The organism is Enterococcus sp. DIV0840 (assembly GCF_050527835.1).
Classification (GTDB): domain Bacteria; phylum Bacillota; class Bacilli; order Lactobacillales; family Enterococcaceae; genus Enterococcus_L; species Enterococcus_L ureasiticus.
In genome coordinates this window covers 2203977-2218493 of the sequence record NZ_CP172876.1, presented here as the reverse complement: position 1 = coordinate 2218493, position 14517 = coordinate 2203977, and the positions used below count along the sequence as shown (strand labels likewise).

Genomic DNA, 14517 nt, shown 5'->3' with positions numbered 1-14517 from the left:
AACAGATAATTCTGTTTGGTAGAGGATTCTAGCCTTCGAATAGAAATTATTAAAAAAATGTAGCTTACTGTTTTCTTTACTCTTTCTTAAACATAGGCTTAAAGAATCATTGCGTATTAAACTGAAGACTTTATCAGAAATAAGAAACTTTGTTTTTCGTCTGTGTTTTTTTGGGGAAACAAATGATTAAACAAAAAATAGTTTGCGTGCTATACTTAGGAAGTAGTACAGCTTTTTCAACTGTATTATAATTGATGCTTTTTTATTATATTTATCAGTTTATTTCTTTCATATATAAGGTTAATTTAGAAATGAAACATGATGGAAAAGGGAGTGTAACACAAGATGGATAAAAGTAGAAATGGTGCTGAAGTGATTGTAGAAAGTTTGAAGAATCATCAAGTTGATTATGTCTTTGGGATTCCAGGTGCGAAGATCGATGGTTTGTTCAACGCGTTAGTCGATGATGGTCCAGAGTTGATCGTAACGCGTCATGAACAAAATGCAGCATTTATGGCGGCTGCTGTTGGACGTTTGACGGGAAATCCAGGTGTAGTGGTTGCGACAAGTGGTCCAGGCGCAAGCAATCTAGCAACAGGTTTGGTGACCGCGACAGCAGAAGGAGATCCTGTACTGGCGATCGGTGGCCAAGTGAAGCGAAGAGACTTACTAAAATTAACACATCAAAGCATGAACAATGCTGCCTTATTTGAACCTATCACCAAATACAGTGCGGAAATTCAAGATCCAGAGACGATTTCTGAAGTTTTAGCAAATGCTTATCGATTAGCAAAGTCGTCTAAAAAAGGGGCCAGTTTCATCAGTATTCCTCAAGATGTTGTTGATTCTCCAGTAGAATCTATCGGTATAAGACCGCTAAGTGATCCAAAAATCGGTTCTGCTTCGTCAGAAGATATCGAGTACCTTTCAAAACAAATTCAAGCCGCGGAGTTACCTGTTTTATTGGTGGGGATGCGGGCTTCTACTGAAAAAGAAGCAAAAGCAATTCGTGAAATTGTTGAGAAAACCAAGATTCCTGTTGTTGAAACGTTCCAAGCCGCTGGTGTGATTTCTAGAAAATTGGAAGACCATTTCTTTGGACGGATTGGACTGTTCCGCAACCAACCGGGTGATATGTTGTTAAAACGTAGTGATTTAGTTATTGCTGTCGGCTATGATCCAATTGAATATGAGGCGAGAAATTGGAATGCAGAAGGAGATTCCAAAATTATCGTGATTGATGATACGCCAGCTGAAATCGACCAATATTTTCAACTGGAACGAGAATTGATCGGGGATATTGCAGAGACATTAACGGTTCTTTTACCAAGTATTGAGGCAAAAGTGTTATCTGAAAAAGCGATAGCTTATTTAGATCTATTGCATGAAAAATTAGTAAAACGGGACGATGTTAAAGAGCGGGTGGATAAAGGCTTGATCCATCCTCTAGAAGTTATCGAGACACTACAAAGTATTGTAACAGACGAGATGACAGTAACAGTTGATGTGGGTAGTCATTACATTTGGATGGCTCGTCATTTTAGAAGCTATGAACCAAGACATTTGCTTTTTAGTAATGGTATGCAGACATTAGGTGTGGCACTCCCTTGGGCGATTTCGGCAGCATTGGTTCGACCAAACACGCAAATCATATCTGTCTCAGGGGATGGTGGATTCTTGTTTTCTGCTCAGGATCTTGAAACAGCAGTTCGTAAAAAACTGAATATCATTCATTTGATTTGGAACGATGGACGTTATAACATGGTTGAATTTCAAGAGCAGCTAAAATATCATCGGATTTCAGGTGTGGATTTTGGCCCTGTTGATTTTGTGAAATATGCCGAAGCTTTTGGTGCAAAAGGATTAAGGGCAGAAAATGCTCAAGAATTAAAAGCAGCTATTATGGCAGGAATAGAAACAGAAGGACCTGTCGTAATCGATATTCCAATTGATTATCAAGACAACGAAAAACTTGGCGAAACGATTTTACCAGATCAGTTTTATTAGAAAGGTGATAACAATGACAAAAGAAACAGTCTTATATCAGCACGGAACGTTAGGTGCTTTAATGGCAGGCTTGATGGATGGGACTGAAACGATCGCTAATATTTTAAAAAAAGGCGATTTTGGGATCGGTACTTTATCTGGATTAGATGGAGAATTGATCATTTTAGATGGAAAAGCTTTTCAAGGAAGAGAAGATGGCGCCTTGATTGCAGTAAACGATGATCAAGAAACACCATATGCCGCAGTGACGACATTTAAACCAACCATCGTTTTTCCGGTGAACGGCCCAGTAGATCATTTGAAAATCAACGCATTGATCCGTGAACATTTAAAAAGTGAAAATCTTTTTCATGCAATTAAAATTCATGGGAACTTCAAAGAAGTCCATATTCGAGTAATGCCCAAACAACAAAAACCATACAAACGTTTAGTTGAAGTATCGAAAGAACAGCCAGAGTTTGTTAAAGAAAATATGGCTGGTACCGTAGTGGGCTTCTTTACTCCTGAACTATTTCAAGGGGTTGCAGCAGCTGATTTTCATTTGCATTTTATAGACGATGAGCAAACGTTTGGTGGACATTTGATGGATTTTGAATTGGAGACAGGAACAATCGAGATCGAACCGATGGATTCTTTATTACAACATTTCCCCAAAAATGATGAAACGTTTATTCATACAGCAATTGATTATGCTGATTTAGATAAAGAAATTCAAGAAGCGGAATAGAAAAACGCCTAAGACAGATTTTGATAATGAGTCTTAGGCGTTTTTTTATTTTGCAGCAATTTTTTTCGCTTTTTCTGTATTTGCAAAGTGAAGTTTAACGTATTTACTTAGTAATTCCATTCCACCTTTGGCTAAAACTTTAGCTGCAACTTTATCTGAAGTAGCTCCAGCACCAGAAGGCACTTTTATTCCTAATTCTTTTGATTCTTTATCTAATTCTTCCAAAAAAGCTGCTCGGCTAATGATTGAAGCAGCCGCAACTGCTACATGATATTGCTCACCTTTTGTAATAAAGAACAACTTTTCACTGACTTGATTTTGTTCACTTCGTACATATTTTTTATAATTTGCTTCTGGTGTAAATTGATCGATCAAAATTGCTTCTGGTTTAGATGGCGCAATATCGTTCAATAATAAATGGATTGCCTGATTATGTAGGGCAACTTTCATATGAACAGCGTTGTATTTAGGCTGTATCTGATTGTATTTTTCTGGTTCAACAATTAAGAGTCTATAAGGAATCAATTCTTTAATAACTGTTGAAAGTTGTATGATTTGAGGGTCGGTCAGTTCCTTTGAATCTCGTACGCCAAGCGCTTTTAGTTTTGCCACCATCATTTTATCGACATAAGCTGCACAAACTGTGACGGGACCAAAATAACTGCCATTACCAACTTCATCGCTACCTAAAACGGAAAGCTGACTGAAATTAGCTGGTAATGTTGTTGCTGTTTTTGAAGATGAGCTACGTGCTCCTTTACTTTGTAGTGAATTGCCCCATTTAGCTGCTATTTTTTCTGCATCCGGACCTTGAAATACTACTTTTCCAGAGGTATACGCTGTAATCGTTGTGCGTCCAACTCTCGCAACAAAATCAGTATAAGGCTCCGTTTTATTTAAACGATTTTTTTCATAGTAGACATGCATTTTTTTCATTGTATCTTTGGTTACTTTGATTACTTGTGTTTGTGACATTGGATGCTCCTTTCAAATCTTCTTTTCCATAGTAAAACAAAATAATGGAAATGTGAAGTATGTTTCTTTAAGGAAAAACTTAAATTTAATAGAAGGTAATAGCGATCTAATAACGTACATTTGAGTTTTTAGACTATCTATGGTAGAATAAACTATAAGTAATGATACTAGTTTGAGTGAGCGGATTTCTGCTCACTCTTTTTAATGGAGTAACGTAGGAATAAAGCATAATGAAACGTTGATTTGTTCCACTTTTCATTGTCGAGCTGCATGAACCAATACTTCGGAAAAATGATAATTATTGCTGTCGGTAAAAAGTACCGAAATCGATAATGCCTATTTTTCTGTCAGTGCTAATTGGTTCACTCCGCTTTTCTAAAAATCTAGTACGTTACATAAATCTCGAAGGAGGCGAAAATTTTGAGTAGTGTTGTGGAAACTGTTACCGAGTTAGTCACACCAATCTTAGAAAAACAAAATTTTGAACTTGTGGAAGTAGAGTTTGTCAAGGAAGGAAGAGACTGGTTTCTCCGTGTCTTTATTGATAAAGAAGGCGGTATTGATATCTTAGACTGTGCGCTTGTTAGTGAACAGCTGGATGAAAAGCTTGATGCTATGGATCCTGATCCGATTCCTCAAGCATACTTTCTGGAAGTATCCTCTCCGGGAGCTGAACGTCCGTTGAAGAAAGAAAGCGACTATGAAAACGCAGTTGGAGAATACATTCATGTTTCACTTTATCAAACGATTGATGGTGAAAAACAATTTGAAGGTATCTTAAAAACAGTAGATAAAGATCAGTTGACCTTGACAGTCAAAATCAAAACAAGAGTCAAAGATTATACATTTGAACGAAAAAATATTGCAAAAGCTCGTTTAGCAATTCAGTTTTAAATAAGTAAAAACATCAAGCAGAACGCTTCAGTTTTTGTTTATCACGAGATGCAAGAATCGACCCGCAAGAAGTCGATCAGCTCCGTTCACCTTTCATTTAGACAGTAGGAGGAAATGAGAAAAAATGAGCAAAGAAATGTTAAATGCACTAGATGCATTAGAAGCTGAAAAAGGTATTTCTAAAGAAATTGTGATTGATGCACTGGAAGCAGCATTAGTTTCCGCATATAAAAGACATTATGGGCAAGCCCAAAACGTTGAAGTAGAATTCGATGGAAAAAAAGGAAACATCCATGTTTATGCCGTTAAAGAAGTAACAGAAGAAGTCTTTGATTCGCAACTAGAAGTATCATTGAAAGAAGCGATGGAAGTTAATAAAGCATACGAAATGGGTGACAAGATCCGTTTTGAAGTAACGCCAAAAGATTTTGGTCGTATTGCAGCGCAAACAGCGAAACAAGTTATCTTACAACGTGTTCGTGAAGCAGAAAGAAATATTATTTATAACGAATTCAGCGCTTATGAAAATGATATCATGCAAGGAATCGTTGAAAGACAGGATCGTCGTTATATCTATGTAAACTTAGGAAAGATCGAAGCTGTTTTATCTAAACAAGATCAAATGCCGAATGAATTTTATCAACCTCATGATCGTATCAAAGTATACGTTTCAAGAGTTGAAAACACATCTAAAGGCCCACAAGTTTTCGTTAGCCGTAGTCATCCTGATTTACTGAAGCGATTATTTGAACAAGAAATCCCAGAAGTGTATGATGGAATAGTAGAGATCGTGAGTATTGCTCGTGAAGCAGGAGATCGTTCAAAAGTCTCTGTTCGCTCAACTGATCCGAATATCGATCCTGTCGGAACTTGTGTAGGACCAAAAGGGCAACGAGTACAAGCCATCGTTAACGAATTAAAAGGCGAAAATATGGACATCGTTGAATGGAGCGAAGATCCGGCGGTGTTCATCAGCAACGCGTTGAATCCAGCGCAAGTAGTTGACGTTATTTTCGATCCCAACAACAACAAAGCTTGTACAGTAGTCGTTCCAGATTATCAGTTATCACTTGCTATCGGTAAAAGAGGTCAAAATGCTCGTTTAGCAGCAAAACTGACTGGCTTTAAAATCGATATCAAACCAGAGTCTGAAATGGAAGCTTACTACGCAGAACTTGCGGAAAATCAAGAAACTCCTGAAGAAGAAGTACATGATGAGGCTATTGTGGCATCTGATATGACTGCTGATGATTACGAAAACGTTGAGTTTGAAGAAAAAACAGCAGAAGATGAAGAACAAGTCTAACGATTTGGAGGGAATAAAATGAAAAAAAGAAAAATCCCGATGCGCAAATCAGTTGTTTCAGGCGAAATGAAACCCAAAAAAGAATTAGTTCGAATCACGCGTTCTAAAGAAGGCGAAGTGGCAATCGATCCTACAGGGAAAATGCCAGGACGAGGAGCTTACGTTTCACTTGAACCTAAAGAAGTCCAGGACGCTTGGGACAAGCATATCTTAGACCGTGTGTTGGAAACAACATTGACAGATGATTTTTACCAAGAATTATTAGACTATGTTGAACACCAAAAAGCACGGAATGAGTTGTTCGGCAATGGATAAAGAAAAAATATTGAATTTATTAGGTTTGGCTATGAGAGCTGGAAAACTAGTGACCGGTGAAGAATTGACTATCGGTGATATCAGAAGCAATAAAGCAAAATTCGTTTTTGTTGCCTCTGACGCTAGTGATAATACAAGAAAAAAAATCAAGGACAAATGTTCTTATTATAAAGTTCCTTGCACTGAGTCGTTTTTACATTCAGAGTTAAGTCACGCGATCGGTAGAACACGTATGGTAATCGGAATCAATGATCAGGGCTTTGCGACGAAGTTCAAGGAACTAATCAAAGGTTAGGAAGGTGATTGCATGGGGAAAAAAAGAATTTATGAATTAGCAAAAGAGATCAATCAATCAAGTAAAGATGTTGTCGAAAAAGCACATGCTTTAGGTATGGATGTGAAAAATCACATGGGCGCAATTTCTTCTGAGGACGAATCAAAACTTCGCAACTCATTTGGAGGAAATAAACCTGCAAATACACAACACAAACCTGCAGCAAAACCACAAGCAACACAAAGTGGTCAAGGGCAAACAAAACCAGCAAATCCAAAACCAGCTAACCAAAATGGAAATAGACCAAACCAAAATCAAAATAGACCACAACAAAATGGACAACAAAATCGTCCGCAACAAAATAACCAAAACCAAAATCGTCCAGCACAACGAGGACAACAAAATAATCAAAATCGCAACAACCAAAATCGAAACATGCAAGGAAGCAGCCAAAATATGACTCAAAACCATTCGAATCAAGGACAGCAAAATCGTCCGCAACAAAACAATCAAAACCGTCCAGCACAAGCAGGACAACAAAATACCCAAAACCGTAACAATAATCAAAATCGTAACACACAAGGTAGTACACCAAGTAACAACCAAAATCGTAATACACAAAACACAAATCAAACTCGTCCAGCTACACAAACAGGACAACAAAATCGTCCACAACAGGGACAAACTAGCAATAACGCACAAGGAAATCAAAACCGTAACAATACGAATACTGGAAACCGAGGCAATAGTTTCGGCGGAGGCGGAGGTCAAAATCGTAACCGTAATGGCTACAACAACCAAAACCGCAACAGATTCAACAAAAAAGGCAAAAAAGGTAAATACCAAGAATCAACAAAACCAGCAGTGCCAGCACGTAAATTCCGTGAATTGCCAGATGTATTAGAATATACAGAAGGAATGAACGTTGCAGACATCGCGAAGAAAATTCACCGCGAACCAGCTGAAATCATCAAAAAACTATTTATGATGGGTGTTATGGTCAATCAAAACCAATCATTAGATAAAGAAACGATTGAATTGTTAGCAGTAGATTACGGTATGGAGCCACAAGAAAAGATTCAAGTTGATGTTGCGGATATCGATAAATTCTTCGAACCAGAAGCATTAGTTGAAGAAAATCTTGTGATACGTCCGCCAGTTGTAACAATCATGGGACACGTTGACCATGGTAAAACTACTTTGTTAGATACATTGCGTAATTCACGCGTAACTTCTGGCGAAGCAGGTGGTATCACTCAACATATTGGTGCATATCAAATCGATATCGATGGAAAACCAATTACTTTCCTAGATACACCAGGACATGCTGCATTTACAAGCATGCGTGCTCGTGGAGCAGGTATCACAGATATTACGATCTTAGTCGTTGCAGCGGATGATGGTGTAATGCCGCAAACGGTTGAAGCAATCAACCATGCAAAAGCGGCTGAAGTACCAATCATCGTAGCTGTCAATAAAGTTGATAAACCAGGTGCTAATCCTGATCACGTTAAGCAAGAATTAAGTGAACATGGTTTAATTCCAGAAGAATGGGGCGGAGATACGATCTTCGTAAATATTTCAGCGAAATTCAATCAAAACATCGAGGAATTACTAGAAAATATTCTTTTGATTGCCGAAGTAGAAGACTTGAAAGCTGATCCAACCCAACGTGCAATCGGTACAGTAATCGAAGCTCGTTTAGATAAAGGTAAAGGACCTGTTGCTACATTACTTGTTCAACAAGGATCATTACGTGTTGGGGACCCTATCGTTGTTGGGAATACCTTTGGACGTGTCCGTGTGATGACGAATGATATCGGCCGTCGCGATAAAGCTGTAGGGCCAGCAACACCAGTTGAAATCACTGGTTTGAATGATGTGCCGCAAGCAGGGGATCGTTTTGTAGTCTTTGAAGATGAAAAAACAGCTCGTCAAGCTGGTGAAGAACGTGGCAAACGTGCACAGCTTGAACAACGTTCATCAAATAATCGTGTAACATTAGACAACTTGTTCGAAAGTCTAAAAGAAGGCGAATTGAAAGATGTTAACGTGATTATCAAAGCAGATGTACAAGGTACAGCTGAAGCTCTTGCTGCTAGCTTACAAAAAATCGAAGTTGCTGGCGTTCGTGTGAAAATCGTTCACTCGGCTGTTGGTGCAATCAATGAAAGTGACGTTACACTTGCCGCAGCAAGTAATGCGATCATCATTGGATTTAATGTTCGTCCAACACCACAAGCGAAACAACAATCAGATCAAGAAGAAGTAGATATTCGTTTACACCGTATCATCTACAAAGCAATCGAAGAAATCGAAACAGCGATGAAAGGTATGCTTGATCCTGAATTTGAGGAAAAAATTACTGGTCAAATGACGGTTCGTGAACTTTATAAAGTATCTAAAGTTGGAACGATTGCTGGTTGTTACGTAACTGAAGGTTCTATCCGTCGTGATAGTGGTGTTCGTGTGATCCGTGAAGGAATCGTTATCTTTGAAGGCAAACTATCTAGTTTGAAACGTTTCAAAGACGATGCCAAAGAAGTTAAACTTGGCTTTGAATGTGGTGCAATGGTTGAAAACTTCAATGACCTTAAAGTTGACGATGTAATCGAAGGCTTTGTTATGGAAGAAATCAAACAATAATACCAACTAAAGTAAGAAAGAAGGAGAAACAGTATGGCAAATTATCGTGACCGCCGAGTAGGTCAAGAAATTATGCGTGAAATCAATGATATATTGAGAAAACGCGTAAGAGACCCACGTGTGCAAGATATTACAATTACAGATGTTCGAGTAACTGGAGATCTGCAACAAGCGACGATTTATTACAGTTTGTTATCTGATCTAGCTTCTGATCAACAAAAAGCGCAACAAGGATTAGATAAAGCCAAAGGATTGATCCGTAAAGAATTAGGCCAACGTTTGACATTGTATAAAACGCCGGAACTGATTTTTGAACAAGATGAATCTGTTCAGTATGGTAATCATATTGATGAGTTGATTCGTAAATTGAATCAAGGTGAATAGAAAATAGAATACTAAAAAGCCGAAGAGGATCATTCCTTTTCGGCTTTTTTACTTATTTTTTGTAATAGACTTATTTTTTGTAACTATATTGAAAGAAACTGTAATGTTTTTATCGATCAAATAAATAAAAAATATGATATCATATATAGTACAAGTCTAATCAAAGACACTGTTGAAGAAAATGGAGGGTTAATAGTGAAGAAAAAGAATTTGTCATTATTAATAGTTAGTATGGTTACAGTTGCAGGAACAATAGTACCAATTAGTTCGTTGGCCGAGACAACTGATAAAAAAATAGAACAACAAGATAAAGAAATTTCAGCATTAAAAGAAAAACAAAAAGGTGTAGCAGCACAAATCAGCTCATTAGAAGAAGAAATTTCTTCGATCTTTGATGAAGGTGTTTCGCTTAATAAACAAAAAACGGAATTAACAAAAGAATCTGAACAACTAAAAAAAGATATCGCTGCTCTAGATGTGCGAATCAATAAAAGAACGGAAGCAATTCAAAAGCAAGGAAGAAACGTTCAAGTGAATGGACAAGGAACCCAAATTCTGGATATGATTTTAAATTCAGAATCAATTACCGACGCTGTCGGACGAGTTCAGGCGATTTCTTCAATTATGACAGCAAATAATGATTTAGTTAAACAACAAAAAGAAGACAAGGCGCTTGTTGAAAGTAAAAAATCGACTATTCAAACGAATCTAGCTAATGTAGAAAAAGCAACGCTTCAGCTTGAAAAAGAACAAGAAAATCTAGTTGCCAAGCAAGCAGATTTGAATGTTCTAAAAGCAGAAGTAGACTCTGAAACATCAGGTGCCGAAAGCTCAAAAAGTAAACTTCTAAAAGAACAACAAGAAGCATTAAAAGCTCAGCTTGATAAAGAAGCGAAAAACAAAGAAGCAAAAAAAGTTGAGACTGCTAAAACGGACGCTACAAAGGCTGATACCTCGAAAGCACCAGAAAAAACTACTGCTCAAAGCGAAAGCACTACGGAGAACACTACGGATCCGTCCAACACTGGTGAAACAAATCAATCGACGGATAATCCCAACACTGGGAATAACGGAAATGACCAAGAAAGTACTGGATCATCAGAAAAACCGGATGATCAAGTAAAACCACCTGTTACTTCTGGTGATGCAACGTTTCAAGCTCTAAATTCTTTACGAGCAGCTCATGGATTGAATCCAGTGAGTTGGGATGCGGGACTTGCAGCAGCAGCTAGTAGTCGTGCTTCGATGATGCAAGATTACCAAGTGCCTTCCGATCATTGGAACAGAGGAGATGAAGTGATTGCCTTTATGTTTGCTCCAGGTAATTCTGTCATCATGGCATGGTATAATGAGACTAACATGACCTCACCATCTGGAACAGGTCACCGAGATTGGGAGTTGAATCCTGGCATGACACGTGTTGGATTTGGCTATGCTGGTGGTGTAATTGTAGGACATTCTGCGTAACAACAATGAGGTTGGGACAGAAGTGTTTAACTCCGAGAAATAAGAAGGAGTTGCTTCTGCTCCCACCAACTATTCAGCCTCTTGCATTAAAATAATAGCGTGAAGCAAAACCTCTTTTCTCGTTTTGTTTTACGCTTTTTTATTTTTGGAGCGGTCAAAGGCAAGATCTATTCAAACGAGTTTTAAAAAAATGAATTTCTCTTCTCTTCTATGCTATAATAAATCAGTTGATACTTAAATTTTGGAGGAACAATTAGATGGACGGTATTTTACCTTTATGGAAAGAAGCTGGCATGACAAGTCATGACTGTGTTTTCAAACTAAGGAAAATTTTACATACAAAAAAAATTGGTCACGGCGGTACTTTAGATCCTGATGTTTCTGGGGTTTTACCTATTTGTATTGGAAAAGGGACGAAAGTAATTGAATATATGGTTGATTCTGGTAAGACATATGAAGGAGAAATTACGCTTGGTTTTTCTACGACAACAGAAGATGGTAGTGGTGAAGTAGTTGAGAAAGTAGTGTTGTCTAAACCTTTTTCAAATGAAGAAGTTGATGCAGCGATGCAGACGATGACCGGCGTTATCACACAAATCCCACCGATGTTTTCAGCAGTAAAAGTCAACGGAAAACGCCTTTATGAATATGCTAGAAATGGTGAAGAAGTGGAACGTCCAGTGAGAAAAGCGACAATTTATTCTTTTGAACGCACTAGTGAGCCTGAATTTGATGAGGTTAAAGGAACACAAAGCTGGCGCTTTAAAGTTGTTTGCGGTAAAGGGACTTATGTTAGAACTTTATCTGTAGACACAGGTCTTGCCTTAGGAGTGCCTGCGCACATGTCTGATTTAACACGCACTGCAAGTGGGGGCTTAACGGCGGAGCAATGTTTGACTTTAAAACAAGTTGCAGAAAAAATGGAACAAAATGAAATCAATAAAACATTATTGCCCATTGAAACAGCCATTGATCGATTTCCACGTATCGATTTATCTAACGAACTTTATCAGAAAGTCAAAAATGGTGTTCGATTAAGTCCGATTGAATTGACTTTAACGGAGATGCCGCAAGACTTAGTCGCTTTATTTTATCAAGATCAAGTGGTGAGCTTATATATGGCACATCCAACTAAACCTAATGTATTGAAACCTAGCAAAGTGCTACGAAATAATTAATAGAAAGAAGTTTTATCATGCAAATCATTCCAATTCGACATCCTTATAATTCAGAACAAATTCCAGCTGATGACGTTGTTATGGTCTTAGGCTTTTTTGACGGTGTTCATCGTGGACATCAAAAAGTAATTGAAACAGGTAAAAAAATTGCGATAGAAAACGGCTTGAAACTAGCAGTAATGACGTTTAATCAGCATCCGTCTATTGTTTTTCAAAAAGTATTACCTGAGAACATGAAATATTTGAATAGCTTAGAGCAAAAAGAACGATTGATGGAAAATTTAGGTGTAGATATTTTATATGTGATTGAATTTACTTCGGCATTTGCGTGCCTAGCACCGCAGGAATTTGTAGATCAATATATTGTCGGACTAAATGCCAAAGCCGCAGTTTCAGGTTTTGATTACACTTATGGACCCAAAGATATTGCCGATGTTGCTCATTTACCAGGCTATGCCAAAAATCGATTTGAGGTTGTTACGGTAAGTAAGGAAGAGTTAGATGGCGCAAAAATCAGTTCAACAAGAATTCGTGAATTGATGGAGCATGGTCGAATGGAAGAAGTGACGGAACTACTTGGCTACGTTTATGAAACCCAGGGAACAGTGGTGCATGGTGATGCTAGAGGCCGTTTGTTAGGCTTCCCAACGGCTAATATCAAAGTGAAAAGTACTGTTCGTCTGCCTAGAATTGGTGTTTACGCTGTGAAAATTCAAGTTGGAAACAAATGGCATGTTGGTATGGGATCGATTGGACACAATGATACCTTTGGTGATGGCCGTGAGTTGACAGTGGAAGTTTATATTTTGGATTTCCATCAAGATATTTACGGTGAACAAGTAACGGTACGTTGGAATCATTATTTGCGGGATCAGGTCAAGTTTGACGGAGCAGAAAATTTAATCGTGCAGTTAAAGCAAGATGAACAAGACACTGCCGACTATTTTTTGAATAATCCCATTTAATACTCCTTTTAATAAAATATGAATACAGCTTTTAACAGAACAGCTAGTGTAAACAAAGTAATAGCTCTATAAGTATTTTAGGATGGTTCATCTTTTTTATTCTGTCATAATTGAAGATAAGCAGAAATAGTTGCTTATTAATTATTAGGAGGATGAAGACTATGAAAAAAATCATTTTAGGAGCAACAGTTTTGCTATGTTCAGTGGCTTTAGTAGGATGTGGGAAAAATTCGGAAAAGAATAAAGATAAATCCGAAACGTCCTCGTCCTCCCAAGTTGAGAAAAGTAGTAGTTCTGTAGAATCCAGCAAAAAAGAGAAGCATGAAAAATCTGGTTCCAAAGAAGCTGATAAAAAAACTTCAGAATCTAGTGCACAAAAGAAAAAGTGATCCATCAAGTTTATTCTGATTTTGAGAGGGAAACAAAACTTATAGTGAGTTTTGTTTCCCTCTTTTTTTGATCATCAATTCCGTTGCTAGGAGTCAATAAAACGAAGCGTTGGTAAAAGATGACAATACTTGTTTTAGTTGAGTTCCCATATATTTATTTTTAAGATAATAAATAGACATTACTCTCATAGGAAGACTTTCGTGATTGATCGATATGATGTTTAGAGCGTCAAGATGACATTCTAAATACTGTGGAACGATTGAAAAAGTATCTGTGTTGTTTACCATATAGAGGATCAATTCAGTAGTGTCGACTTGAATATCATGCTCCTGAGATCTTTCAGGAAGATGAATAGCCATCCAATCATAAATTGTTTTTGTTTCGAGAAACGTTTTATTAAAAAAAATAAACGGATAGTCGTTAAATAAGTCTAAAGTGATTGTGGCGTTGTTTAAAATTGGATGCTCTTTTCGTATGATCATTTTGTATTCATTGGAATAAATATCTATTTTATTGATTGTAGAAGGCACATTTGTTATGGAAGGACCAATCCCAATATCGGATTCCAACGTTTCAAGTGATTTGAAAATGTTGTCTGAAATAATCGTATTTATTCTTAAATGTTTATATTCATGAAACAAAGCAGAAAGAGTATCGTTTAATTTAAATTCTAGGTCATTTAAAAAAAGAGAAACTTTGATCGTTGTCATATTAGGTTCTTTTGTGGTAGAAAGGTCATTGATCTCTTCACAAATATAAAACATTTCTTGTTTGATCCGCCAACAATGAGTTTCCAATATTTTCCCAGCTGGAGTTAGTTGACAGTCTCCACCATTTCTAAAAAATAAGGCTGTTCCAATTTCGTCTTCAAGGTTTTTTATTTGCTTACTTAGTGCAGCCTGTGAAATAGCAAGTTTGGTACTCGCTCTAGTGAATTGTTTTTGCTCACATAGTGTTAAAAAGTAATTTAAATGGGTTAGTTCCATAAT

General features: G+C 37.3%; 14 protein-coding genes. 12 read left to right on the top strand and 2 right to left on the bottom strand.

Translation table 11 applies throughout. The features are described from left to right. Positions 1-345 precede the first annotated feature (345 nt). Together alsS and budA are read left to right on the top strand one after the other, a co-directional pair. On the top strand, positions 346-2007 hold the full coding sequence (alsS, locus tag IGL98_RS10545; RefSeq protein ID WP_206911519.1) for an acetolactate synthase AlsS: 1662 nt from the start codon (positions 346-348) through the stop codon (positions 2005-2007). Positions 2008-2020: 13 nt separating this feature from the next. Beyond that, positions 2021-2734, top strand: a complete 714-nt coding sequence (gene budA / locus IGL98_RS10540) for an acetolactate decarboxylase (RefSeq protein WP_206842030.1) — start codon at positions 2021-2023, stop codon at positions 2732-2734. A gap of 45 nt (positions 2735-2779) precedes the next feature. Here budA and rnhC read toward each other — a convergent pair whose 3' ends face one another. Next, on the bottom strand, positions 2780-3709 hold the full coding sequence (rnhC, locus tag IGL98_RS10535; protein ID WP_206911520.1) for a ribonuclease HIII: 930 nt from the start codon (positions 3707-3709) through the stop codon (positions 2780-2782). A gap of 420 nt (positions 3710-4129) precedes the next feature. On the opposite strand from rnhC, the gene rimP reads away from it, so the two are divergent. The 10 genes from rimP to IGL98_RS10485 all read left to right on the top strand — a co-directional run bounded on the left by rimP (position 4130) and on the right by IGL98_RS10485 (position 13527). Beyond that, the gene (gene rimP / locus IGL98_RS10530) at positions 4130-4603 is read left to right on the top strand and encodes a ribosome maturation factor RimP (protein ID WP_010760992.1); all 474 of its coding nucleotides are present in this window, start codon (positions 4130-4132) and stop codon (positions 4601-4603) included. Between the two features lie 124 nt (positions 4604-4727). Further along, the gene (gene nusA, locus IGL98_RS10525; protein WP_069644957.1) at positions 4728-5909 is read left to right on the top strand and encodes a transcription termination factor NusA; all 1182 of its coding nucleotides are present in this window, start codon (positions 4728-4730) and stop codon (positions 5907-5909) included. Between the two features lie 18 nt (positions 5910-5927). Next, the gene (rnpM, locus tag IGL98_RS10520; protein WP_206842023.1) at positions 5928-6224 is read left to right on the top strand and encodes an RNase P modulator RnpM; all 297 of its coding nucleotides are present in this window, start codon (positions 5928-5930) and stop codon (positions 6222-6224) included. After that, the gene (locus IGL98_RS10515; protein WP_206842020.1) at positions 6217-6519 is read left to right on the top strand and encodes a YlxQ-related RNA-binding protein; all 303 of its coding nucleotides are present in this window, start codon (positions 6217-6219) and stop codon (positions 6517-6519) included. Before rnpM ends, IGL98_RS10515 begins: the two co-directional genes overlap by 8 nt. A gap of 12 nt (positions 6520-6531) precedes the next feature. After that, positions 6532-9144, top strand: coding sequence for a translation initiation factor IF-2 (gene infB, locus IGL98_RS10510; RefSeq protein ID WP_206842017.1), 2613 nt, complete (start codon positions 6532-6534; stop codon positions 9142-9144). A 33-nt stretch (positions 9145-9177) separates the two neighbouring features. Further along, the gene (rbfA, locus tag IGL98_RS10505) at positions 9178-9528 is read left to right on the top strand and encodes a 30S ribosome-binding factor RbfA (protein WP_069644953.1); all 351 of its coding nucleotides are present in this window, start codon (positions 9178-9180) and stop codon (positions 9526-9528) included. Positions 9529-9723: 195 nt separating this feature from the next. Further along, on the top strand, positions 9724-10995 hold the full coding sequence (locus tag IGL98_RS10500) for a PcsB-like coiled-coil domain-containing protein (RefSeq protein ID WP_206911521.1): 1272 nt from the start codon (positions 9724-9726) through the stop codon (positions 10993-10995). A gap of 257 nt (positions 10996-11252) precedes the next feature. Next, on the top strand, positions 11253-12173 hold the full coding sequence (truB, locus tag IGL98_RS10495; RefSeq protein WP_206842008.1) for a tRNA pseudouridine(55) synthase TruB: 921 nt from the start codon (positions 11253-11255) through the stop codon (positions 12171-12173). Positions 12174-12190: 17 nt separating this feature from the next. Then, complete coding sequence (gene ribF / locus IGL98_RS10490) at positions 12191-13138, top strand: riboflavin biosynthesis protein RibF (RefSeq protein ID WP_206842004.1); 948 nt, start codon at positions 12191-12193, stop codon at positions 13136-13138. Between the two features lie 161 nt (positions 13139-13299). Further along, complete coding sequence (locus tag IGL98_RS10485) at positions 13300-13527, top strand: hypothetical protein (protein ID WP_206842001.1); 228 nt, start codon at positions 13300-13302, stop codon at positions 13525-13527. A 93-nt stretch (positions 13528-13620) separates the two neighbouring features. On the opposite strand, the gene IGL98_RS10480 is transcribed toward IGL98_RS10485, so the two are convergent. Next, positions 13621-14514 (bottom strand): LysR family transcriptional regulator, encoded by an 894-nt coding sequence (locus IGL98_RS10480; protein ID WP_206841999.1) that lies wholly within the window; start codon positions 14512-14514, stop codon positions 13621-13623. Between the last annotated feature and the right edge of the window lie 3 nt (positions 14515-14517).